The sequence below is a fragment of the Paenibacillus sp. PSB04 genome (genome assembly GCF_025809195.1).
GTDB lineage: Bacteria > Bacillota > Bacilli > Paenibacillales > Paenibacillaceae > Paenibacillus_AQ > Paenibacillus_AQ favisporus.
Genome location: NZ_CP081301.1, coordinates 4,845,139 through 4,866,956, shown reverse-complemented (window position 1 = coordinate 4,866,956; position 21,818 = coordinate 4,845,139). Strand labels below are relative to the sequence as shown.

21 protein-coding genes are annotated in these 21,818 nt (G+C 45.5%); 5 read left to right on the top strand and 16 right to left on the bottom strand.

Annotated features, from left to right (window positions below; all coding sequences use genetic code 11):
* Positions 1-106 precede the first annotated feature (106 nt).
* Positions 107-559, bottom strand: a complete 453-nt coding sequence (locus K2F33_RS22550; RefSeq protein ID WP_263878681.1) for a DinB family protein — start codon at positions 557-559, stop codon at positions 107-109.
* Between the two features lie 941 nt (positions 560-1,500).
* Between K2F33_RS22550 and K2F33_RS22540 the strand changes: the two genes are divergently transcribed.
* On the top strand, positions 1,501-2,406 hold the full coding sequence (locus tag K2F33_RS22540; RefSeq protein ID WP_263878680.1) for an NAD(P)-dependent oxidoreductase: 906 nt from the start codon (positions 1,501-1,503) through the stop codon (positions 2,404-2,406).
* Positions 2,407-2,444: 38 nt separating this feature from the next.
* A complete protein-coding gene (locus tag K2F33_RS22535; protein ID WP_263878679.1) occupies positions 2,445-2,564 on the top strand; it encodes a MerR family DNA-binding transcriptional regulator in 120 nt (39 codons plus the stop codon).
* Between the two features lie 630 nt (positions 2,565-3,194).
* Here the strand turns inward: K2F33_RS22535 and K2F33_RS22530 are convergent.
* From K2F33_RS22530 to K2F33_RS22510, 5 genes are all read right to left on the bottom strand, one after another.
* Positions 3,195-4,874: an ABC transporter ATP-binding protein gene (locus tag K2F33_RS22530; RefSeq protein ID WP_263878678.1), complete on the bottom strand. Its 1,680-nt coding sequence runs from the start codon at positions 4,872-4,874 to the stop codon at positions 3,195-3,197.
* The gene (locus tag K2F33_RS22525; RefSeq protein ID WP_263878677.1) at positions 4,852-5,991 is read right to left on the bottom strand and encodes a helix-turn-helix domain-containing protein; all 1,140 of its coding nucleotides are present in this window, start codon (positions 5,989-5,991) and stop codon (positions 4,852-4,854) included. Before K2F33_RS22525 ends, K2F33_RS22530 begins: the two co-directional genes overlap by 23 nt.
* 286 nt (positions 5,992-6,277) lie before the next feature.
* Complete coding sequence (locus tag K2F33_RS22520) at positions 6,278-6,928, bottom strand: MBL fold metallo-hydrolase (RefSeq protein WP_263878676.1); 651 nt, start codon at positions 6,926-6,928, stop codon at positions 6,278-6,280.
* A gap of 70 nt (positions 6,929-6,998) precedes the next feature.
* Positions 6,999-8,201 carry a multidrug efflux MFS transporter gene (locus tag K2F33_RS22515; protein WP_263878675.1) on the bottom strand — a complete coding sequence of 401 codons (1,203 nt, stop codon included), beginning with the start codon at positions 8,199-8,201 and terminating at the stop codon, positions 6,999-7,001.
* 16 nt (positions 8,202-8,217) lie between these two features.
* Complete coding sequence (locus K2F33_RS22510) at positions 8,218-8,778, bottom strand: cysteine hydrolase family protein (RefSeq protein ID WP_263878674.1); 561 nt, start codon at positions 8,776-8,778, stop codon at positions 8,218-8,220.
* 121 nt (positions 8,779-8,899) lie between these two features.
* Between K2F33_RS22510 and K2F33_RS22505 the strand changes: the two genes are divergently transcribed.
* Positions 8,900-9,508 (top strand): TetR/AcrR family transcriptional regulator, encoded by a 609-nt coding sequence (locus tag K2F33_RS22505; RefSeq protein WP_076165104.1) that lies wholly within the window; start codon positions 8,900-8,902, stop codon positions 9,506-9,508.
* A 264-nt stretch (positions 9,509-9,772) separates the two neighbouring features.
* Here the strand turns inward: K2F33_RS22505 and K2F33_RS22500 are convergent, their stop codons facing one another.
* Complete coding sequence (locus K2F33_RS22500; RefSeq protein WP_263878673.1) at positions 9,773-10,132, bottom strand: MerR family transcriptional regulator; 360 nt, start codon at positions 10,130-10,132, stop codon at positions 9,773-9,775.
* Between the two features lie 103 nt (positions 10,133-10,235).
* On the opposite strand from K2F33_RS22500, the gene K2F33_RS22495 reads away from it, so the two are divergent.
* Positions 10,236-10,946 (top strand): SDR family NAD(P)-dependent oxidoreductase, encoded by a 711-nt coding sequence (locus K2F33_RS22495; RefSeq protein ID WP_263878672.1) that lies wholly within the window; start codon positions 10,236-10,238, stop codon positions 10,944-10,946.
* Between the two features lie 88 nt (positions 10,947-11,034).
* Here K2F33_RS22495 and K2F33_RS22490 read toward each other — a convergent pair whose 3' ends face one another.
* The 3 genes from K2F33_RS22490 to K2F33_RS22480 form a co-directional block, all read right to left on the bottom strand.
* Positions 11,035-12,528, bottom strand: a complete 1,494-nt coding sequence (locus K2F33_RS22490) for an alpha/beta hydrolase family protein (RefSeq protein WP_263878670.1) — start codon at positions 12,526-12,528, stop codon at positions 11,035-11,037.
* 294 nt (positions 12,529-12,822) lie between these two features.
* Positions 12,823-13,245 (bottom strand): hypothetical protein, encoded by a 423-nt coding sequence (locus K2F33_RS22485; protein WP_263878668.1) that lies wholly within the window; start codon positions 13,243-13,245, stop codon positions 12,823-12,825.
* A gap of 398 nt (positions 13,246-13,643) precedes the next feature.
* Positions 13,644-14,393 carry an SDR family oxidoreductase gene (locus K2F33_RS22480; RefSeq protein ID WP_263878667.1) on the bottom strand — a complete coding sequence of 250 codons (750 nt, stop codon included), beginning with the start codon at positions 14,391-14,393 and terminating at the stop codon, positions 13,644-13,646.
* Between the two features lie 218 nt (positions 14,394-14,611).
* Here K2F33_RS22480 and K2F33_RS22475 point away from each other — a divergent pair, with 218 nt between their 5' ends.
* A complete protein-coding gene (locus K2F33_RS22475) occupies positions 14,612-15,439 on the top strand; it encodes a helix-turn-helix transcriptional regulator (RefSeq protein WP_263882424.1) in 828 nt (275 codons plus the stop codon).
* Between the two features lie 143 nt (positions 15,440-15,582).
* Here K2F33_RS22475 and K2F33_RS22470 read toward each other — a convergent pair whose 3' ends face one another.
* The 6 genes from K2F33_RS22470 to K2F33_RS22445 all read right to left on the bottom strand — a co-directional run bounded on the left by K2F33_RS22470 (position 15,583) and on the right by K2F33_RS22445 (position 21,812).
* Positions 15,583-16,461 carry an SDR family oxidoreductase gene (locus K2F33_RS22470; RefSeq protein WP_263878666.1) on the bottom strand — a complete coding sequence of 293 codons (879 nt, stop codon included), beginning with the start codon at positions 16,459-16,461 and terminating at the stop codon, positions 15,583-15,585.
* A 34-nt stretch (positions 16,462-16,495) separates the two neighbouring features.
* Positions 16,496-17,476 carry an aldo/keto reductase gene (locus K2F33_RS22465; protein WP_263878665.1) on the bottom strand — a complete coding sequence of 327 codons (981 nt, stop codon included), beginning with the start codon at positions 17,474-17,476 and terminating at the stop codon, positions 16,496-16,498.
* Positions 17,477-17,572: 96 nt separating this feature from the next.
* Positions 17,573-18,016, bottom strand: coding sequence for a MarR family winged helix-turn-helix transcriptional regulator (locus K2F33_RS22460; RefSeq protein ID WP_076165084.1), 444 nt, complete (start codon positions 18,014-18,016; stop codon positions 17,573-17,575).
* Between the two features lie 174 nt (positions 18,017-18,190).
* Positions 18,191-19,069, bottom strand: a complete 879-nt coding sequence (gene rarD / locus K2F33_RS22455; RefSeq protein WP_263882423.1) for an EamA family transporter RarD — start codon at positions 19,067-19,069, stop codon at positions 18,191-18,193.
* Positions 19,070-19,179: 110 nt separating this feature from the next.
* A complete protein-coding gene (locus K2F33_RS22450; RefSeq protein WP_076165082.1) occupies positions 19,180-19,662 on the bottom strand; it encodes a DUF2975 domain-containing protein in 483 nt (160 codons plus the stop codon).
* A 224-nt stretch (positions 19,663-19,886) separates the two neighbouring features.
* Positions 19,887-21,812, bottom strand: coding sequence for an alkyl/aryl-sulfatase (locus K2F33_RS22445; RefSeq protein WP_263878664.1), 1,926 nt, complete (start codon positions 21,810-21,812; stop codon positions 19,887-19,889).
* Positions 21,813-21,818 lie beyond the last annotated feature (6 nt).

Here is a 21,818-nt window from a genome sequence, read left to right as displayed (position 1 = left end):
CTTCTGCATGGCAAATACATCAGGATCATGTGATACCTCAAAAATGAAGCTGCCAATCAGCAACCGGCAGCTTCTTACTTGTAAGTTATTCAACTGTGGTATCCCGTTAGCTTAGTCGTTCATTCATTTGTTTAAGGTGATGAGAATCGTGGTCAATGAATATCTTCAAGTATTTATCCACTGTAAACTGACGTTTTCCAGAACCAATGGTGAACTTAGCATTACTGTCGATTCCAGATATCGCTTTAATTAACATTCTACGATTCAGGACAAACTCATCTATTAAAGAACCAGTTGTTGTAAAAACACTTATGTATTCGATGGCTTCTCTATTATGTAAGTCATGATTAGGGAAAGCGTTCAAGTTTGCACCCTCATTCATATGTGGGACATGATTCCGTAAAATGAACCTATCCCAATAATATAGATGCCCAATGATTTCCTTGACTGACCACTTACCTTCACTTATTGGCTCAAGAAGGCTTTGTTCATCGAATTCTTTATACTTTAGTATTGCTTCTGCTGTCTGATCATAACTTGAAGCTGCTTTATTACTCATTTATTAACCTCCATTTCAGATATGGATTAAGATAATTTATCCATTAACAACGCTATTGTTTTAAAGTGAAAAGTAGAGATCACTTATAAATAAACGATCCTGCCCTTACCAAATTCAAAGATTTATTATGCCAGTAAAACTTCCGTCCCCCAAAAAATAACTTCTAATTCACCTAAAGTGGATATATGAAATAATGTCCTTTTCGAGCTCATCAAAAGTGTGGTACGTATGCAAATAATACTTCTCGCATTTTAGAGTTTCCCAAAATGATTCCATGGGGCCATTATCGATGCATCGCCCAACTCGAGACATGCTCTGAGACAGTTCGCTTTCGTCCAAGCGCGCTTTAAAGTCCAGCGATGTGTATTGGAAACCGCTGTCGCTATGAAGCATTGGCTTGCTTCCTGGGGCTGCCTGCAAGACAGTGTTTTCGATAACCTGGTACTTAGACAAACCACCTTATAAATAATCCAGCACCGCCTGTAGCTTAAGCTCCGCACTATAACTTCGATTTCGATTACGATTCTCCAATCCTTTGCAAGCGTACAGTTTGTATTGACGCTGCCATTTCCATAACGTCGGGTTGTGAATGCTATACTTCTGACATGCAGCATTAAAACCAATCTCACCACGCTCAATTTCTATTAGGATCGTAAGTTTCTCAGAAGCCGAATAGGATCGTCTTTGCATGAAAAAGCTCCCCTTAGTTTAGCGCCATAAGCTTGTTTTCAGAAAGTTTGAACTTAATAAAGCACCTTGCTCCTTGGGTTTCCATCCTTGTCTTATTGCCTCAGAAATAATTAAAGCTATTTCAGAAGGTATTGGCCCAATAATCCTCTTTGATTGAGATAGATATTTCACATCGCACTTTACCGTTGCTATTACATTAGTGTCATAATTTACAATTAACTCTGAACAATAGTTGGAGAGGAGATATTTGTATGTATGATAATAACCAAACGATGAACCCCCCTGCTGATCGCTCTCCGGTTACGGTCATTGGTCTTGGTCCAATGGGCCGAATGTTGGCTGCTGCATTTTTACAAAATGGCCATCCGACTACAGTATGGAACCGCACCAAAGGTAAAGCAGACGAGCTTGTCAGCCAAGGAGCGACTGTTGCAGATACGGTTGCCGATGCGGTTGCGGCAAGCCCGTTGGTAATCGTTTGTGTACTCGATTACAATGCCGTATACTCTATTCTCGAGTATTCGGCTGCTTCTCTGAAAGGTCGAACTTTGGTAAATCTCACCAGTGGTTCCCCGGATGGAGCGAGGCAAATGGCTGCATGGGCTGCAAAAGGCGGATTTAACTACCTCGACGGTGCGATTATAGTCCCTGCAGTTGGTCAACCGGAAGCGTCTATTTTGTACAGCGGTTCTGAGAATGCTTATCTTACACACCAGAGAACACTAATGAGTCTGGGAGGCACTGCCTCATATCTTAGTATTGATCCAGGCCGTGCAGCAGCATACGATGTAGCATTACTGGATATTTTCTGGACATCGATGACCGGTTACATCCACGCCCTTGCCATGGCCAGTGCGGAGAATATCACGGCGACGGATCTCGTGCCTTATGCTAGAAAAATCATCGGCATGATGCCCGATATAATGGTTGAATTTGCAAATCAGGTCGACAACAGCCATTACCCAGGAATTGAATCCAACCTCATCTCCACCGAGGCTGTAATGGATAACATTATCCATGCATCCAAAGCCCGCGGCATCGAAGTTGGAGTACTAATCGCCGCGAAAAATCTTGTCCGTCAGGCGATCGATTTGGGCTACGGCAAGCAAGATTTCTCGTATTTAGCAGAGCTGATTCGTAAACCTCACGATAACTAACGTTAGTCCGAGCATACCACTTGAAAGGAGCCATTTCTATGAAAATAAGCCAATTGTCTAAAATAACTGGCGCTAGTACCCGATCAATCCGACATTATGAAGCAACCAATTTACTCACTGCTTCCCGTCTAAAAAATTGGTTTTCGGGAGTTCGATGAAGCTTCCATAGAGCGCATCAAAACGATCAAAACTTACTTCAACTTAGGATTGACGACAAAACAAATAGAAAAAACCTTAAAGTGTACGGACGGGTATTATAAAGATGAAGCAGAGAAGGTTTGTCGGGAAATGATCCAAATGTATGAAGAAATGCTGCTAGAAGTCAACAGAAAAATGAATGCATTGGCTGTCGTCAAGCAAGAGATGGAAGAGCAAGTCCGGCAAATGAAGGATAGCTTATATAGCTAAACATTACTGATTGCATTCGCTTTGATATAATGTTGAATTAGGCTTCGATAGAACAGACATCAAAATCCTTCGGAGCGCGCTTCCGAAAGGATTTTTTGAAAACATTATGACCACTTCTCTACCACATCATGAATTCCCACGATATTTTCGGATCTTTTACCTATATGGTCTTGAACGATCCTGCCCGTTAGCTTAACGCATGTAGCCAGTTAGCGTTGTAACTCCGTTTATGCGGGTAACAGGAGTAGGCTATTATTCACCACAGTGACTTTATTGGCTACGGAAAAAGCCGCATTTTACGCGGCTATTAACGGCAACTGATCGTTTGACCACTTGCCGTTGATTCTGTAAATGAGCCCCATTAAGGAGTTCTCTCGGTTTTATAAGGTCTTCGTCATATGAATGGTTTTATTGAAAAAGTCCATTCCGTCCATTTGATGCGAGATCACAATCAATATACCCATATATCGCTGTTCCCGTAGGGAGTGAATGATGATGCGTCGAGTCTCTTCGTCGACGTTAGCTGTGGGTTCATCTAATATTAATACATCCTTGTCGGCAAGCATGGCTCGTATAAAAGCGATGATTTGAGCCTGACCACCCGAGACACCTGAAGTGTTTTGATTGATTTCGGTATCCAGTCCTTTTGGCATCCTGTCTATATACTCTTTCAACCCAAGTTCGTCAATCAGGTTTTCAACAGTGCTGCGGTTACAATTTTGCCCGTATAAAATATTGTCCAACACAGTCCCACGGAAGAGAAAGGTACTCTGGGATACCACACCAATTCTTTGCCTTAATGAGTCGCTTTGAATCGATGAGGCATGGATTCCGTTAAAGCGAATGATTCCGAAGGCAGGCTGGTACAACCCTAATAAAAGTTTAATAAGTGTCGTTTTTCCCGTACCGTTATCCCCAAGAAGAAGAACCTTATCCCCTCTCATGAACGAGAATGTCAAGTCATTAAAGACCAGAGGAAGATCCGATCGATACCGATATCCTACACGGAGGAATTCTATCGTTTCAATCCTTGAATTCAACTCGACAACCTTACCACTGTTTTCGTCCTCCATGTCCAATAGCTGGTAAATTCTTTCGACACTCAAGCAAACCGGTTTCAAGATCGTATTCAAGGATGTGAGACTTTGTGCACTGGCAAACACTTTTGTAGTGTATAGGGAAAATGATGTGTACATGCCAACCGTAAATTGCCCTTTTAAGATGAGGATGCCGGAGATTAACAATATGATTAGGGTGAACAGGTTGTTTAACAAGCTGACGTTTTCAGTTAAAAAAATCAATGACTTGTTTTGTTTGACGCTATGGTGAAACAGCTCATTCATCTTGGATTTAAATTTGAAGAGCTGCGTCTCTTTACCGCCGAGAATTTTAATGTCCTCTATGCCATTCATGGATTCAAAGACTTCCCCGCTTAAAACAGCGGACGACTCCATCATTTCCCTTGTGCTGTTCAAAAATTTTTTGTTGGATGATTTGGATATAAAAATGAAGATAGGTACTAAAACAATAACTACGCAAGATATTTTATAATTAATGGCGAACATCGTGATCACTGCAAACATGGCATTTAATACGCTAAGCACCATACTGATAATGACTGGCGAAAAGGCATTTCCAACTGAATTGCATTCAGCCACTCGTCCCTGGAGGTATCCTTTTTCGGTGGTTGAGAGGTAACTCATTGGCAATGATAGTACTTTTGACATGACCAAATACTTTAACTCGTTAACGATCGAATAACTTATTTTAACAAACAACCATCCAGATAAAAGAGAAAATGCATACTGCACCAGATATAGAACAGCCATCATGCCTAACAACAAAAACATGTCGTTGATGTTCTTATCTTTTAATAAAACCCGATCAAGCAATATCCCTGTTAGATACGGGATGGGAACTGTCAAAATCGAACTCGCCAGAACAGCGCCTACCCCGAACATAAAGGACAGTCGGTACTTTCCGATAAAGGGAACTAGTTTAAAAAGATTCTTCCACGGTCCGATTCTACTTATTGCTTTAGAGGGGATCGTCAAATTCAACGAAATTCCCCCAAACGTTGCAGATGAGCTTCTCCAATACTTTTTTGAAACGGGGATCATCCAGAAACGCAGATAGCTCAGGATGATTCGCAATCATTTCGTACATCTTTTTTCGCTGGTGCTGTGTATTGCCCATGAACCACATCCCCGAGCCCCACTCTGCTAACTGATCATGGATCAAGTCAAAAAAGGAGTCCCCGCCTGCTGCAGTCCGCTTCTGATGACGAGCTGCGAGTTCTGTGAATCGTTTGAGGTTATCCAGCGCCTGTTCTTTATCTCCCAGAGTCGTATACCCTAGAGCAGCTGTAAGAAAAAGGTTTGCATACAGGTTAGGGTTTAGATGCTTAAAATCGAAGGCTTCCGCTAGGGCAAGTGCTCGTCGATAGATCTCCTCGAATGTTTTAATGTGATCCACCGAAGACATTAAGTAAGAGATCATAAGTCCGAACAATGTAGTGACATGCCGGTACATGCCCATTTGCAGGAAAGTTTTCGAGTTATCCGTGTTGCCCAGCATTTGGTATGCGTAAGATTTGATCCATTCGACGGGCATGAGTGGCGCGTTCATTTCCCCAAGCAGGTCCAGTGCCTTATTAGGATCGCCAAGGGCCATGCAGCAGCTTGCTTCCAAATACACGGCTTGATGGATGAGCTCTATGTCGTCACTTTCTTCTTTCACTCGAATAAAAAGCTTCTTTGCCTCTTGGATCAACACATTCATCTCAGAGACATCTTGCAAGAGTGTACTGTGGTTTAGAATCAACATCCCCACTTTTTTTAGCAACGGAAAGCAGGCGCAGTATTTCTTCGTTATTTCACGGCAATGGTTCAAGGCTTCATCCAATGGTTGTGAATCGAAAGCACGGGATAACTGATCGCATAATTTTCGAATATCATCCGATTCTAATTGCGGTCGATAATCCATTAAATCATCAATGGTTGTATTAAAGAATGAGGCAAGAAGCGGCAGCATTGTTATATCCGGGTAACTTTGGCCTGTTTCCCATTTGGAGACCGAGGCTTTCGATACTCCTATAAAATTGGAGACATCCTCCTGGGTCATGCCCTTTTCTTTTCGTTTTCGAGCAAGCACCTCGGCGATATTGATTTCCCTCATTTTCATCACCTTCCGTTAATAAGTCTAACGAAAGGAGTGGAATGATGACAATGGAGTCGTAATCAATTTCAGTTGAAAAAATCAACTAACATGAAACTTTGATTAAACCGTACGGCACATCCACAAGCCTTTCTTCACCTTGGATCGAGCTTAAACAAAGCCGGGATAAAGGAGACCGATCGGCTTAGAAGTTTGCCCCAGCTCCTCGCATAGTTCATTCGGAGGCAGCATCCAAGCTTGAGGGGAAAAGGAAAAAACCAGCTTCCTGGCGAAAGCTGGTTGACTGCTATTTATACTCCATCGTCACGGTCCCGGCATATTGGGGCACGTTCTCCTTGGACAAGTTCAGCGTCTGAACGTGAGTCGTCTTCGCCCCTACAGCCTGGAGAAATTTATCCTCCTTAGCGAAGAACAATCGCCCGAGTAGGCCGAGCGCCTTCGTGCTGTAGTGCATCGGAATTGCCACGGTCGCCTGCAATTGCCGCATCACCTGTGCCGCCTCCGCCCCGTCCAGCGTCATCCTTCCGCCCACGGGAACGAGGAGGACATCCACCGAGCCGATGGCGTTCACTTGCTCCTCCGTTAGCAGATGGCCCAGATCCCCGCAGTGGCAGATCGTCAACCCGTCCATCCGGAAGCGGAACACGATGTTCGGGCCTCTTTTCTGACCGTTCACCTTGTCGTGGAACGTGCGGAAGCCGCTAATATCCACGTCTCCTACGCTGTACTCCTTCGGCTCGTTCACGACCAAGTAATCGCCTGAGGCGGCTTGAATCTTATTGTGATCGCTGTGATCGTGGGTCACGACGACGATGTCCGATTCGATCGGGACCGGCATGCGGTAGCCGAGGAACTTATAGTAGGGATCGATAAGAATCCTGGTTCCAGCGTCCGAAGTGAACAGGAATGACGAATGGCCATACCACTTGATCTGCATGATTGTATGCGCTCCTTTCGTTTATCGGGTCGCGACTCTGGCCCCTTGTTCTGTGCTTTGTTTCTTAGCGTTATTCTAGCAATTTCTCCCTCTGCAGCTCGCCGTACACTTTAAAGTAAACCCAAACGGCATTCATTAAGAGCAGTGCGCCAGTGACAATGAAAACATATCGGACGCCGAGATGCCCTGCAATTTGACCGCCAAGCACCGAACCGCCAAAGACGCCAAGATAGGCAGCCGACATATTCAATCCGAACACGCGGCCGGTCAGATTGGACGGCGTGATCTTCTTCAGTAAGACGTTAACCGATGGATTTAGCCCGCCTGCCGCCAATCCTAGCAGGAAGCGAAGCGCCAACAGTTCCCAAGGATTATGGACGAACGCCTGCGGGATGAACAATATACCTGCCACGAGCAGCGTGAAGAGCATGATCTTATGTGCCCCGATCTTATCTGACAGCTTCCCCAACCGAGGAGCAGCAATGATAGTAGCCAATCCCGAAGCCGAGAAAATCGCTCCTGAAATCAATGCGACGTGGCCCAGATCATGTGCAATCTGATCGACAAAGACCGTAAGCACCGGTTGGACCGAATACGTGGCGATCGACATTACGAAGTACGTAATGAACAAGGTGATCGTTAAGCTTGGCTGCGGAACTTGAGCCCAGACTTCCTTGAAGCTCGGCACCTTTTTTTCCGTACGGACGAACGTCTCTTTCACGAAGAATAAGGTCGTCAGGAAGGCGATGAACATGAAGCCACCTGTGATGTAGAAAATGTTCTGCATCCCGAAATGCTCTTCGATTAAGCCGCCGATCAACGGTCCGAGCAGAGAGCCCGCGATGTTGGCCGTTGATAGCGTGCCCAGAGCCCAACCCGAATGTTCCTTGCTTGTCTGGGTCGCGATCAGCGTTGTGCAGGCCGTGCCATAGCCTGTAATGACGCCTTGCAGCAACCTTAAGCCGATCAGCCAGTAGACATTCGGCGCGAAGCCCATGCAGCCGATGACGATCGCCATGCCAAGGCTGGCTCTGAGCAGCATAGGCTTGCGACCATATTTGTCTGCCGCGCGTCCCCAGATCGGCGAGAATATAGCGGAGATAATATAAGTCACACCGAATGCGACGCCAGACAATTGGGAGATCCAGGATGCGTTCTCAACGCCGAGCTGCTTAATGAAGAGAGGTAAAACAGGCGCGATCTGGCTCATGCCTACACCCGTCATAAACATGCCGAACCAGCAGACCCATAAATTTCTTTTCCATATCTGCATTACAAATGCGCCTTCTTTACACCAAAGTATCGACCCACGCGTCTACCGTCACAACATCCGCCCGTTTGGTGAATACTTTCTCGAGCAGAATGCGGTGCACTTCTGGATCGTGATCGAAGCAAGCATCGGATAGAACGGTAAGCTGATAATCTTTATCCGCTGCTTCCGTCAACGTCGACAGTACAACGCCGCTCGTGGAGATGCCGCTCAGAATAAGCTGGTTGATGCCCTTAGCGCGAAGAATCATCTCCAGATCGCTGCCGGCGAAGGCACTGACGCGCTTCTTGGTAACGATCGGCTCTCCTGGCTCAGGCGCCAGCTCCGGATGAATTTGCGTCGTCTCGTCGTTCACCGTCATGCCGCCGTATTGAGCCGCTCTCGCGAACATTCGGTTCATCGGGCTGATCTCCGGATAGCCTTCGCGGAAGGCAACTCGCACGAAGATGACCGGAATGTTGTGATTGCGTGCGGCTTCCAGCGCTATCTTGTACGGGAACAGCGCTTGCTTGTCGCCAAGGTGCCCGGCAATAGCGTTCTGCAAGTCCATAACTAACAAAGCAGAATTGATCTGTGTCATTCGTTGAACACTCCTAGTCCATATGGTATGATTAAGCGGAGAACCCTCCACTTCATATTAAGCGGAGACATCTCCACTTGTCAACCGTGATCGAAATCGAATTCAAGGACGTGATGTACAGATGAAAGAAACCGATACATCCCCACCCCGTTCCGAACGCCGCGACGCGGCGGCGAATCGTCAGCGCATCTTGGATGCGGCGCTTCGGCTGTTTGAACAGCATGGTGTAGAAGCCGTCAGCATGAACCAGATCGCATCGGAAGCGCAGGTCGGGCCTGGAACGCTCTATCGCCGATACAAAAACAAAAGTGAATTGTGCCTGGATTTGATCCGCGACAGCGCCGACCTTCTATTCGAAGAATACGAGTCCTACCTGGAGCAACACCGCACGGAGCCGGCGCAAGAGCAATTGAAATATTTTATCCGTTTGTTCATCCGGTTCCGGGAGAAGAAATCGCAGCTCTTGATCGGCGTCGAGGACTCCTCGCAGACAAACCGACCCAAGTCGCGGACAAGCAGCCCCATCTACAATGAGCTGAACAAAATTTTTGTGTCGTTATTCGATAAGATGGCAGCTTCCGAGACATTAAGTGCAGACAGTGACAGTGTTTTTAAAGCCGATATGCTCCAGATGGTGCTTAGCCGTGACTTTTATTCTATCCAAAGAGATGTCCGCGGCCTTTCGCCCGAGTCGATATTTGAACAGATCTGCTTCATGTTCCACTTATGATGAAAACTCTTGAGAACCCTCCGAATAGCTCTCCCTAATAAAAAACCCCTAGCGCTCGAACAGTTACGTTCAAGTCTAGGGGCAGTTTATCTAAAAGCTCGTATCCATTCCTTATTCATTTCCCTCAAAATATCAACCTGATTCGAGCGAAGACATTAACATCGATACGTCGATCAGCTCGCTGTTGCGGAGTGCATCGCCCGGGCAGCAGCAGAAGCTCTTTCGGTGCCTAATCGATAACATCGCTATAAGTGTGTATGCTGTCTAATAATTTTCCCCGCGATAATACCGTTCCAGCTTTTGTTCCAAATGGACGAGCTGGTTTTTCTTCGCTTCAATGTCATCCAGCAGCTTTTGCTTCTGGTCTTGAATCAGTTGAATTCGTTCCGGAAGGGTCGATGTACCCTCTTTGACCTTGTCATAATACATTTTGATATCTTCCACACTCATTCCGGTTTCACGCAGACATTTGATAAACACCAGCAAATTCAACTCGTTCTCCGTATATAAACGGTTATTCTGCTCGCTGCGCGCAGCCGGTTCCAGCAGTCCTTTTCTCTCATAAAAACGGATCGCACCGATGTTGATTCCGACTGATTTTGCTACTTCTCCGATTGTAAGCATATAACCCCTCATTTATAAAAAAGTTTATGTTGACCTACACTAAGTGTAGCATAGTAACTTATAAATCAGGTAGCATAACCAATATACAGAAAGAGGGATTTGAATGAAAAAAACCGCCTTCGTAACCGGAGCCAATAAAGGAATCGGATTTGAAATCGTTAAGCAGCTGAGTGAAGCCGGCTGGAAAGTCATTCTAGGCGCCCGCAGCACCGAACGCGGCGAAGCAGCCGTATCTGAGTTGACTTCCAAAGGGCTCGACGTAGAATTTGTACAAGTAGATATGGAATCCTTAGAGTCTATCGAACAAGCTGCCAATACGATCCAACAAAACTATCCTGACCTGAAGCTGCTGATTAACAACGCTGGCATGCCTGGTGCATTCTCACGCTCGTTTACGGATACTAAAGAGGAGAATTTGCGGAACGCCTTTGAAGTTAACTTTTTCGGTACTTTCCGTTTGAACCAGCGTCTGTTCCCGTTGATCAAGCACAACGAAGGAACTATCATCAACGTCTCAACCGACATGGCCTCCTTGGACCATATGCAAAATGCGGAATCCACTCTAAACGCTTTTGATTATAATTCCTCCAAAACGGCAAACAATGCCATGACCTTATCGATGGCTTATGAAGTTAGAAACAGCGGCGCTCAAGTATTTGCGGTAACGCCAGGGTTTACAACCACCGATCTCAACGGCAATGCAGCAGGCGGTAAATCCAAGGAAGCCGCTGCTGCCATTATCGTGGGTTATGTCATAGATGGCAAACGCCATAACGGCGAGTTTCTGGATGAGAAAGGCATTTACGCTTGGTAATCAACTTCTAAGCCTTGCGTTTAGCAAGAGCTTGGTCTAAAGTATGTAGTTCAGAGAAGGGAGATCCTAGGTGGATTTCCCTTCTTCATTATCGCATCCGGTTCACCTCCGGAAAGCGGCTATCCGCTCCTTTCATTAACTTTCCGCCTTGATTTTTCAGATACATATCGAAGAAATCCATCATATAGGCATTGATAACGGTGTTCGCTCTTTCCGGGGCTATCTTTCCTGTAATGCCCAGCATCTTAAAAATCGGAGAAATGAACTGTATGTCAGTAAAATTCAAATGCTCCGTATTCTCGATATAGAGGACTTGTCCCCCTTCCTCGACCGTTTCGCGCATCCGTTCAAGCTCCACCTTTTTATCCGCCGCTACTTGATCCTCCCACTCTCTTGTTGACCCCATACGGTTAAGCTCTTCATCCGTGTAGGCCCGGTTATTCATCACCCTTGTTAATTGTTCGAAATAGCTTTCCGAGTTGATGAATAAAAACGGCTTTCGCAGCCCCTCTTTGTCACGCAGACGATAAAGCCCTCCATCAAGGTCTATTCCCACCGCAATGCGCGGATCGTAAGCAGCATCATAGGCCGTCGCTCCGCCGATGGAATGACCGAACACTCCGACATGACCGAGGTCAATCCTCCCATGTAGTTGACTTGGTATCTGCCCCGATTGGATGAGCTCGAATTGGTCCAGCACAAAAGCCACATCGTCGGTTAACACTTTTCCCAACTTGTCGCGATTCTCTCTTTCCGTCGCGTAATCATGGTCGGGCGAGAATAAATGGTCGGTTGTGCTGGTCGTGATTCGACCGTCCGGAAACTCAGTTGCAAATGTATTGTAGGTGTGGTCGATCACGGCTACGATATATCCGTGGCTCGCAAGATTTTCGGCTTGCGACGTGTGGAGGAACCTGGAAGAACCGTTGCCGGGATTCGCAAGAATCAGCGGGTATGATGTCTGTGCCGAAGATATTTCAGCATCCGAATAAGCATGACTGGATACATACTTCAGGTGTTGAAATGTAAACCCGGGAAGGCCATAGTTCGCAGCCATATAACGTAAAATCGGGGTATCGGGAATAAAGGGAGCGTATTTGCCAGTGCCTGCTTGAGCTGGATACCATACCTGAACCATCAATTCTCTCTTACGATCTCTAGCTTCGTCGAAAATCTCTTCCCTTTTTGTATCCACGAGATGAAAAGTTTGCGTACCCACCTTAAAATTGCCTGTCGGCTCAGGTAGTTTAAACACCGGGAAAGCATACATGAGACCCGCTGTGATGACCAGCATGATTACTATTGCGGTATAAACGGATCTCAACATGAATCGCGGGATTTTCTTTGGGCCTTTTTTATTAAAATAACGATAACCTGATATGGCTAAAAACATGACCGTTATACCATATGAGAATAAGAGCTGAACTCTGTATCCTTCCACCGTCCAATGAATGACCAGTACAAGCGTGGCGATCCCGCTTACAACGAATACTGGAACTCGACGCCGTCCTTCTTTCAATAGGACTGTTATGATAAACAAGCCGATGTTTGACAACAAAAGCAACAGTTCAAACAGCCTCATCTCGATTCCTCCATTAAGAAAATCTTTTCGTTTGCTCCAATGTTATCCTGCGAGGCTGGCCTAAGCTATCGACTTTCCTTACATCTCCCTTTCAAATTAGTAAGACGCTTACTGTCTACGCAATCATCCATACAAAACAAAAAAAGCCCCGATCATGAGTCGGGGTCAGCGTAAAAGCCCTGAATGTAAAGAGGTACTTGTTTCTCCTGCCTATTGCTGCGACTGTTCGCCTGGCACATTCATATCGAATGTAACCACGAACTTTTGTCCTTCACTGTATTGGGATCATGAGTTCTAAACTATAGTAGCACGGTATCCGGTTTTCTTACCTTTTTTAACTGCCTCAATATAGCCGTCAAAATAATATGGAATCTCATCTTCTTTACTGTTCTGGATTCTGCCTTTAACTTTATCGAATGCAAATATAGAAATTGAATAATCAGGCTCACCGGTAACCAAAACCGGTTGCTCTCTATCCTGTACCCAATAGTATTGGCCTCCATAATTCCTTCTTGCCACTTCAAAGATGTAGCTTCCAGCCATAGATGAAACAGAATTCAATGCGTCGTTATCCAGTTTATAATCACATAACTCTTCGAGAATATCGTCTAGCTTTCGTAGACTTTGAATACTAAAATCAAAATGACCCCGATCCGAAAAATTTTCCGCAAAGCTCTCCGCTGTTGAAATAATGTCTTGTTCTAATTGATTTCTCATAAACTCTATTATCTTTTCCTCCTTGTTTCACTCTGCTTCAACGGTATGGGCAGATAATCTTAGATGAAGTATTTCGAGAAAGTCATCACGCTATCCTGCCCGTTAGCGTACGTTGTGCTTTATAAGCGGAATTGGCAGTGATGATGAAGAGCTCCGGTTTTCCAGGGGCTCTTCTTGTTGTGACCCGTTATATCCCTTCAGCCAATGCTCTCGCCTGGAAGTTAAAGTAACACTTGAATGCTTATTCCGATTACTTTCCAGGAGCCCTCTAGCTAACGATACATCGTAGGGAATTAACGATTTGTGTAAGAGTAAAGCGGAGATAATTTGAGGTAAAGCCTCTTCCGGGTGGGTTTTTATGGAAGAGGCTTACGTTTACCGTTCATATTTCAAGTAACTTAAACCAGCGTAGAACCGCCATCTACGACAATGATCTGACCGGTGGAATATTTCTCGCGCATTAAGTAGAGAAACGCCTCAGCGCCGTCCTCCGGTTCACCGACTCGCCCAACAGGCAATGATTTCCCAGTATGTTCATACATTGCGTTCCGTTGTTCCTCAGGAATATCGTCCCACAACTCGGTGCGCATAAGTCCGAAGCAAACGGCGTTGACGCGAAGCGGGCTCAGCTCGACGGCCAACGCCCTGGTGAGCGACTCAACGGCACCGCATATGCTGGCTGAGACAGTAAATCCCTTCTGTGGACGAACTCCGGCAACACCGGAAGTCAACGTGATTGACCCTCCCCGTCTGATATTTCGGCTGCCGTATTTAGCGGCCATGAACGCTCCCCAGTATCGCACGTTAAACCATCGTTGCGCTGTGTCGACGTCGGTGGCGTCCAGACTTTCAACCATCAATGGATCGCCGGCAGTAAAGACCAAGTGATCGAATTCCCCGATTTCGCTGAAAAATTGACGAACTTGTTCCTCATTTGTCATATCAACCGCATATCCCTGGGTACCTTCAGGCAAACGTGAAACAGCACGGTCCACTCTTTCTTTTTGACTGGACACTACGACCAAGGATGCCCCTTCCCGTGCAGCGGCTTCGGCTGCCGCAAACCCGATTCCGGACGTTCCTCCAAGAACAACAACACGCTTTCCCTTGAAACAATGCCTACGTTCGATCTGTTCCGATTTCACCATAATATTCTCCTCCGTTTTCGATAGTTGGACCGACCTTGCAATATGATTCTCTTCAGCCGCGAACAGCTGCTCAATGCGAATTTCGATACAGCTTGTCTTATCTCCGACTCTCCTTCACGACGGAAGATAAGTAGATTATAATGAGTCATAGTACCAACAAATAGATCTGAATTTATACTGCTATAAATTCTATCACCATATGGAGAGGGAACTTCGTGATGAATGATGAAAGAAGACGTAAACAATTGGCTGACTTTCTCCGGTCACGCCGCTTGCGTTTATCCCCAAGAGAGGCGGGGTTGCTGGTTGAAACATCGCGCCGTCGCATAACGGGCTTAAGACGGGAGGAAGTGGCAAGCTTATCAGGCATCTCCTTGCCGTGGTATACCGCACTGGAGCAAGGCCGGGACATTCATGTGTCTGAGCAAGTCTTGGAAAGCTTGGTACGAACATTACGGCTTAGCAGCGACGAACGTAACCATCTGTTCGTATTGGCCAATCATTCCTCACTTCCTCAGCCGAAAGCGGATGATTCCGTTCCCACTTCCCTTCAGCGGATTCTGGACAGAATGGGAACTTACCCGGCCTACATTATCGACAGGCACTGGAACGTTCTTGCTTGGAACCGAATATCGGGTACGTTGTGCGGAGACTTAAACCGAGCCCCGGAGCTCGAAAGAAATATGCTCTGGCGCGTCTTCGAGGTCGAAGACAACAAGTCCCGCATCGTTAACTGGGAGAATGTCTCCTCTACGATGGTGGCTTTTTTCAGAAATCGGTTTGCCTTGTACATGAACGATTCGTGGTTCCAAGAGCTATTCGACAAGTTATATGACAGGAGCGAGGAGTTCAGGACGTTATGGGATCGACAAGATGTTTCCGGTATTTTGGAAGGAGAACAAATAATCCATCTTCCTGAAGCTGGCCAGCTGACTTTCCGTTACCATACGTTTACAATTTCTGAAAGCAGCGCTTTTGCAATGAGGGTGTTCACGCCACTTGAAAACTCGGGAACCGAAGAACAGTTGGAAGAGTTGCTTAAGTAAGTTCATGATCCCGATTTTGTTTTTTCTTTGGGAACAAAATTCATTTACAATAATGATCTATCTAATCTTTAAACTTTTCTGCCCATCAGCTGAATAAAGGAGCAGCTGCCGCCGGCAAAACTGCTCCTTCATTTTTAACGCAATCAACCTTGCTGTTGAGAAATCGACTCTTTCAGGACCTCTCTAAAACTTTTCGGAGGCCGGCCGATCAAATCAGCCAGAGACGGATCGACTTGTGCGAAGTCGCCCTGCCGGCTTGCCAGAAACATCCCCATCCGCATATTTATACTCGCTTCCGGCACGCCTTGAGCCATCATGCGATCTCGAAACTCTTCGTCCGACACAACGATTCGGCGGATGGTCCGCCCCAAGACCTCGGAAGAGATTGATGCAATCCCTTCCATGTCAATGGCCTCGGATCCCGTGAGATTGGGGGTTATGCCATCCAGTTTCTGCTCGCTGATGATCGCCGCCGCAGCCTCGGCCAAATCGGAGTGGGCTGTCCAGGCAACCGGACCATCCTCAGGAGCGATCAGTTCCCCTGTTTTTATGGCTTCACCGATCAACAGGAGTGCCGATGCGGCGTAGTAGCCATTACGGAGCGATGTGAAGGCCATACCTGAAGCTTTCAACAGTTTTTCCATAGCCGCATGGTGAATCATAGGGGCGAAGTGTGATGTTGGGGAAGAACCTATATGACTTGTGTATAGCACCCGAGTAACCCCTGCCCTCTTTGCCGTGTCAATCGCGGTTTGATGCTGCTGAATGCCATGCGGGATGTCAGCCTCGCCCATGATGCCGGACGAAACGATGAGAACCTGTGACGCCCCCTCAAAAGCGTGGTGCAGACTCTCGGCATCGTCGTAGTCGCCCCGACGGACACGAACTCCACGTTCTCGAAGCTCTTGTGCTTGATTCGGATCACGGACGCTGACACCGATCTCCTCGGCTGGTACACGCTTGAGTAGTTGTTCTACCACGGCCCGCCCCAATTTCCCATTGGCTCCGGTAACAATAATCATAACAAACAACATCCTTTCATTTGTATGATCGTGTTTATACGGAAACAGTCTTCCCGTTTCTAAATTGCATATTGGGAAAAGAAGCGCCGGCGATCTCCTGTTCTGGTATTGCGTCTTCTATTTCCTTGATATCTTCTTCGGTCAAATGAATATCGAGTGATTGCAAAGCTTCTTGAAGATGAACCGGCGATACGGTACCGATAAGCGGTATGATGTCTTCCCCTTTGGATAATATCCACGCAAACGCCAGTTGGGATAACGTCATTTGTTTTTTTACGGCGATCTCTTCCAGTTTTTTGGCCAGGGCAACGTTCTTTCCTATATTCTCTTCAAAAAACAACGGAACATAGCCGCCCTTGCTCTTTTCGATCCGCTCATCTGTCCATTGGCCGGCAAGAAGACCATGAGCCAATGCCCCAAAAGCAACAACGCCGATGCCCAATTCCCTCGCAGTCGGCAAAAGTTCTTTCTCGATGCTTCGGTTAAAAAGCGAGTATTCGACTTCCACCCAGCTGATCGGATGCGTCACATGCGCTCTTCTCAACGTTTCTGCGTCAACTTGGCTGACTCCAATCTGTCCGACATAGCCGGCCTTAACCAAATCAGAAATGGCGCCGATCGTTTCTTCTACAGGAATACCCAGATCGATTCTTGCGGGCTGATACAGATCAATATAGTCAAGATTGAGTCGTGTGAGCGAATAGGCAAGATAGTTTTTAACATGTTGGGGGGAAACATCCAGTCCGTACAAGGAGCTGCTTGGCGTATTCAATGCACCGAACTTCAGCGATATAAAATAGTCATCCCTTTTGTACCCCTTGAGCGCTTCGGAGATGACCATCTCGCTTCGGCCGGCACCGTAAAAGTCCCCTGTGTTGAGATGATTGATTCCACTCTCAAAAGCGGTATGAATAGCAGCAACGCCTGCACTTTTGGCAGCTTCATTGACATTTGACATATGGCCGCAGCCGAGTCCGATTCTGGATAGCTCCAGTCCGCTTGGTTGATCATTCATTATGGAAACCTCCTGAACTTTAAAATAAAATTATGTAGCCGTCTACATATTTGTTCAAAAAAATAATCACATGTGGTAAACTCATCCATTCGGCGGCTATTTTTCGACGTTTTCAAAAGCACGGGTCAGCAAAGAAACAAACATGGCTTTTTCGGCATCAGACATCCCTTGTGTGATCAATTCTTCAGATTTCGAGAAGGCATCACTCCTCTCGCTAAGAAATTGTTTGGCTTTATCTGTTATGTCAATACGGAGGTTGCGTCCATCCTTAGGGTTGCTATTACGCGTAATGAATCCGGACTTTTCCAAACCGTTCAATAAATTCGTCACAGACGGACCGCTTAAAGCCATTGTTTTTTCAAGATACTTTCGATTGATCTCTATATGCTCCTCTATGGATTGATGAATATGCGAGAGAAGAATCGCTTGCGAGCTATTCAAGCCGTGGTCCTTCAGAAGCTGGTCGATGATTTCCCGGACCCGTTGTGCAATAACTTTGATGTATAGGCTATAGGGGTACATTTCGAATACGCTTGGCATAGGTTTCTCCTTGAATTCATGTAGATGACTACACTATATATGGGGTATTTATTTTTGTCAATGACTCGTATGTATTGTACGCCGTTCGTTTAACCCCGAACAGAAAACAGCCATCTCCCCCCAGCGGACGGAAATGGCTGATATAACGGTACCCGGGTAGACATTTTGCCGCCGTCATCGAGCCTTCGCGAGTTTCGTGCCGCGAACCGATGCTGCAGCGTATACGACAAGCGCTGTCCAGATGAGCGCAAAGCCGATGAGAAGAACCGGCGAGACCGATTCTTTGAACACGAATACGCTCAGTAACAGCATGATTGTCGGCCCGATATATTGTACGAAGCCGAGTGTAGACAGGGCCATCCGGGCGGCCGCACGCGCAAAGAAAAGCAGCGGTAGCGCTGTTACCACGCCGGAAAGTAGCAGTTCGACGAAAGTGGACACAGGCAGCGTCCATGCTGTCGTTTTTCCCACGGCGGCCAAATAGATCCAGTAGCCAAGCGCAACGGGCAGGACTACAGCTGTCTCCGACAGCAATCCTACAGAAGCGTCTTGTCCGATCTTTTTCTTCGCGAGGCCGTACAAGCCAAACGTCGCAGCCAGTGAGATTGAAATCCATGGGAACCGTCCGTAATCGATGGCGATGAGGAGAACCGCGGCGCCAGCGATGGCAATCGCGAGCCATTGGCCACGGTTTGGCTTCTCACGAAGGAAGACAACCGCAAGCAGCACGTTCACCAACGGGTTCAAATAATAGCCAAGACTTGTCTCAACGACATGGTCGTTGTTGACCGCCCAGATGAAGATGAGCCAATTGGCAGCGATCAGCAGTCCGCTAGCGGTGAGCGACAGCAGGAGCGAGCGGCTAGACGCAATCCGTTTCATGTCACCCCAGCGACGCTGGACTGCGACGAAAATACCCATAAAGACGAATGACCAGACAACCCGATGTGACAGTATCTCGCCTGCCGGCACATCGTTAAACAACTTCCAATAAAGCGGGAGAATCCCCCACATAATATACGCAATAATAGCATTGACCAACCCGTTGTTCATCATCAACTTCCCTCTCCTTACTCCGATGTCTTAACGGATTATACGCCTCGATCATCGATTAAGTAAAGGGATTAATATTTTGGCCCGAATAAATCGCCATAAGCTCCACTTCAGACCGTTAAATCATTTTCTGATTTTATATGAATAGCTTCTTGTAAAAGTCTTTGGAGAACCGCAGCAAACACGGCGATCACCAAAGAGGCGAAAATAATGACCCATCCCATTGGTATGAAACTTGGAGGGTCAACTCTCCTTCCCAAGAGATAGTAGAGTGGCATACCTAACAGGTACAGAGTACTGATTGTGATGGCACAGTATCTTATATTTTTTAATGCTTTTACCGATAATTCCGAGAACGCTTGGTTCTTATCAATATAGCTTAAAAGTGTAAAGGCATGATACAGAGCAAAGTAAAAAGGAATCGCTGCTGCGTACATATCCATTAAAACGAGAGATTTCATATAAGCTATTTTGGGATACAATTCACCAGCAAAATTCCCGATCTTAGGCACTAAAAATATGCAAAATGCGAGAATGGGTATCCCAATCATAATAACAGCCATCTTCAAAAAGAGTGTTGTTCCTCGTTTCATAAGTGCACCTCACTTATTTGATGTCAGTTTTTACTTTGCCACATCATTTATTGTTTTACAATAAATTAATATCGTTTTTATAAAAAAACAAAAAAGCATTTCTCATTATAAAGAAATGCTCTTCCTTTAAAATGATAAATTTACAACTCATTCAACGAACTGTCCGTTAGCTTAACGCCTGCAGCTCAGATATAGCATCGGTTTAACACCGGGCCTGCTCATTCTTAAGGGGTCATAATATTAAAATTAGGGTCAATTTTATCAATGGCTTCTAGGAATGAGTACCATTTGTGTTTATCTCCCTGGATAAGGATAATGGAGTTACCAAAACGGTTGTTTGTCGCAACAAGCTCATATAATTGATCTTTCCACATGGTGACTGTGACTGCTGAACTACCTATTAATTCACTCTTTAAGTATCTGAAGATTCCGCGTTTGACTTCAGTCGAAGCCTTTTCCTTTCGGTCAGGAATGACGAAGTTAATTTTGAAGTCAAAATTTCCTGCCTTAATACCATTTATTCTAATACTCAATAAATATAAGATGTTTTCAAGAGGGATAACATCCAGCACCTCTTTTGTTATCGTTGAAATAGGAATAGGTGTTTTTCCGAAACGCAGCTCTTGAGCTCCAGTTAAATATTCATTTCTCCATGGGCCTGATTCAGCTACATACCCTAATTGCTCTAATGCATCGGCACACAACAGCTTAGCCGCTTCATTGTTTGGATTTGAAAAAATCACATGTTTGGTTACTTCTGCTACCCATTGATATTCACCATCTTGGAAAGATTTTTTTGCTTTTTCTAAAACCGCCTCCTCACCTCCCATAAATTCCACGTATTTTACTGCGGATTCTTCTGGGAGTAGCTTATTCAAATCGACTGGGTTTCCGTTATACCAACCCATATATTTTTGATAGACGGCCTTTGAGTTGTGATTGACCGTTCCATAAAAGGAGCTATTATACCATTCGTTACTTAAGCTTTCTGGCAATGTTACCATTCTGCCGACTTCTTCCAATGTGTAACCAAGATTGATCAATCGCAAGGTTTGGTCATTGATATATTGATATACATCTCTTTGTTTTTCCATATAATCGATACAATTTTTCGTACCAAAACGCGGCCAATTATGAACACCGAATACACTGGTTAAGCGATCGCCAAATAAATCAATTGCTTGTTGCAAATAAGCTGCCCAAGCAACAGGATCCCTTACTTGAGCACCTCTCAGAGTATAAATATTATGCAGAGTTGCCGTACAATTCTCGGCAATACATAATGACTTCTCGTCAGGAAAATACAAATTCATTTCGGCAGGCGCTTCTGTTTCTGGAGTCAGTTGAAACTGGATATTCACTCCATCAATCACTTTTTCAACATATGGCTGAAAAGTATTGTTCGAAATTTCTTGTATATTGCGTATTAATGTCACTGTTCCTTTGGATAAGGTTTTACCAATTCCATCATCTATCTGGCCTTTGTCATCATTAGGTAAGGGTTCCCCGTACATAAAAACACTACGTCTAGACATGGCCACACCTGTGGTCACATTTTCTTGAATTACGGATTTCATAAATTCATTTGGCGCATAGACATTCACTGGCCGTTCTGATGGAAGGACTCCTAATACGCCTCCGTAATGATCCACATGTGAATGAGTAAAAATTACCGTACTGATATGAAAGCTTCCAAAATACCCTTTTAATAATTGTAGTGCAGCAGATGCCGTTTCTTGAGATGTCAAACAATCAATGACAATCCAGCCGTTTTTTCCTCTAACTACAGTCAAATTGGCTAAATCAAACCCTCTCACTTGGTAAATATTCTCGGTTACCTTAAACAATCCAGAATGAAGATTTAACTTTCCCTGTTCCCATAGCTTTGGGTGGACGGTTTCTGGGATTTGTTCTTGTAATAAAAAAGAATATCTAGTTAAATCCCAAACAGTCTGTGAGGTGTTTTTTCGGTAGATGACAGGTAAAGGAATTTGAACCAGCATGTTCTGACTAGCCAGTTTTTGTTCTGTTTTTAATTTTGCCCAATTCATTTGTTGATAAAAACTGTTATTGATTACACTGGTTTTGCTGGTCGCAGTTTTTCTTGTGTTATTGAGATCCATTTCACGTATATTTCCGTAAAGGGTCATTTTAGT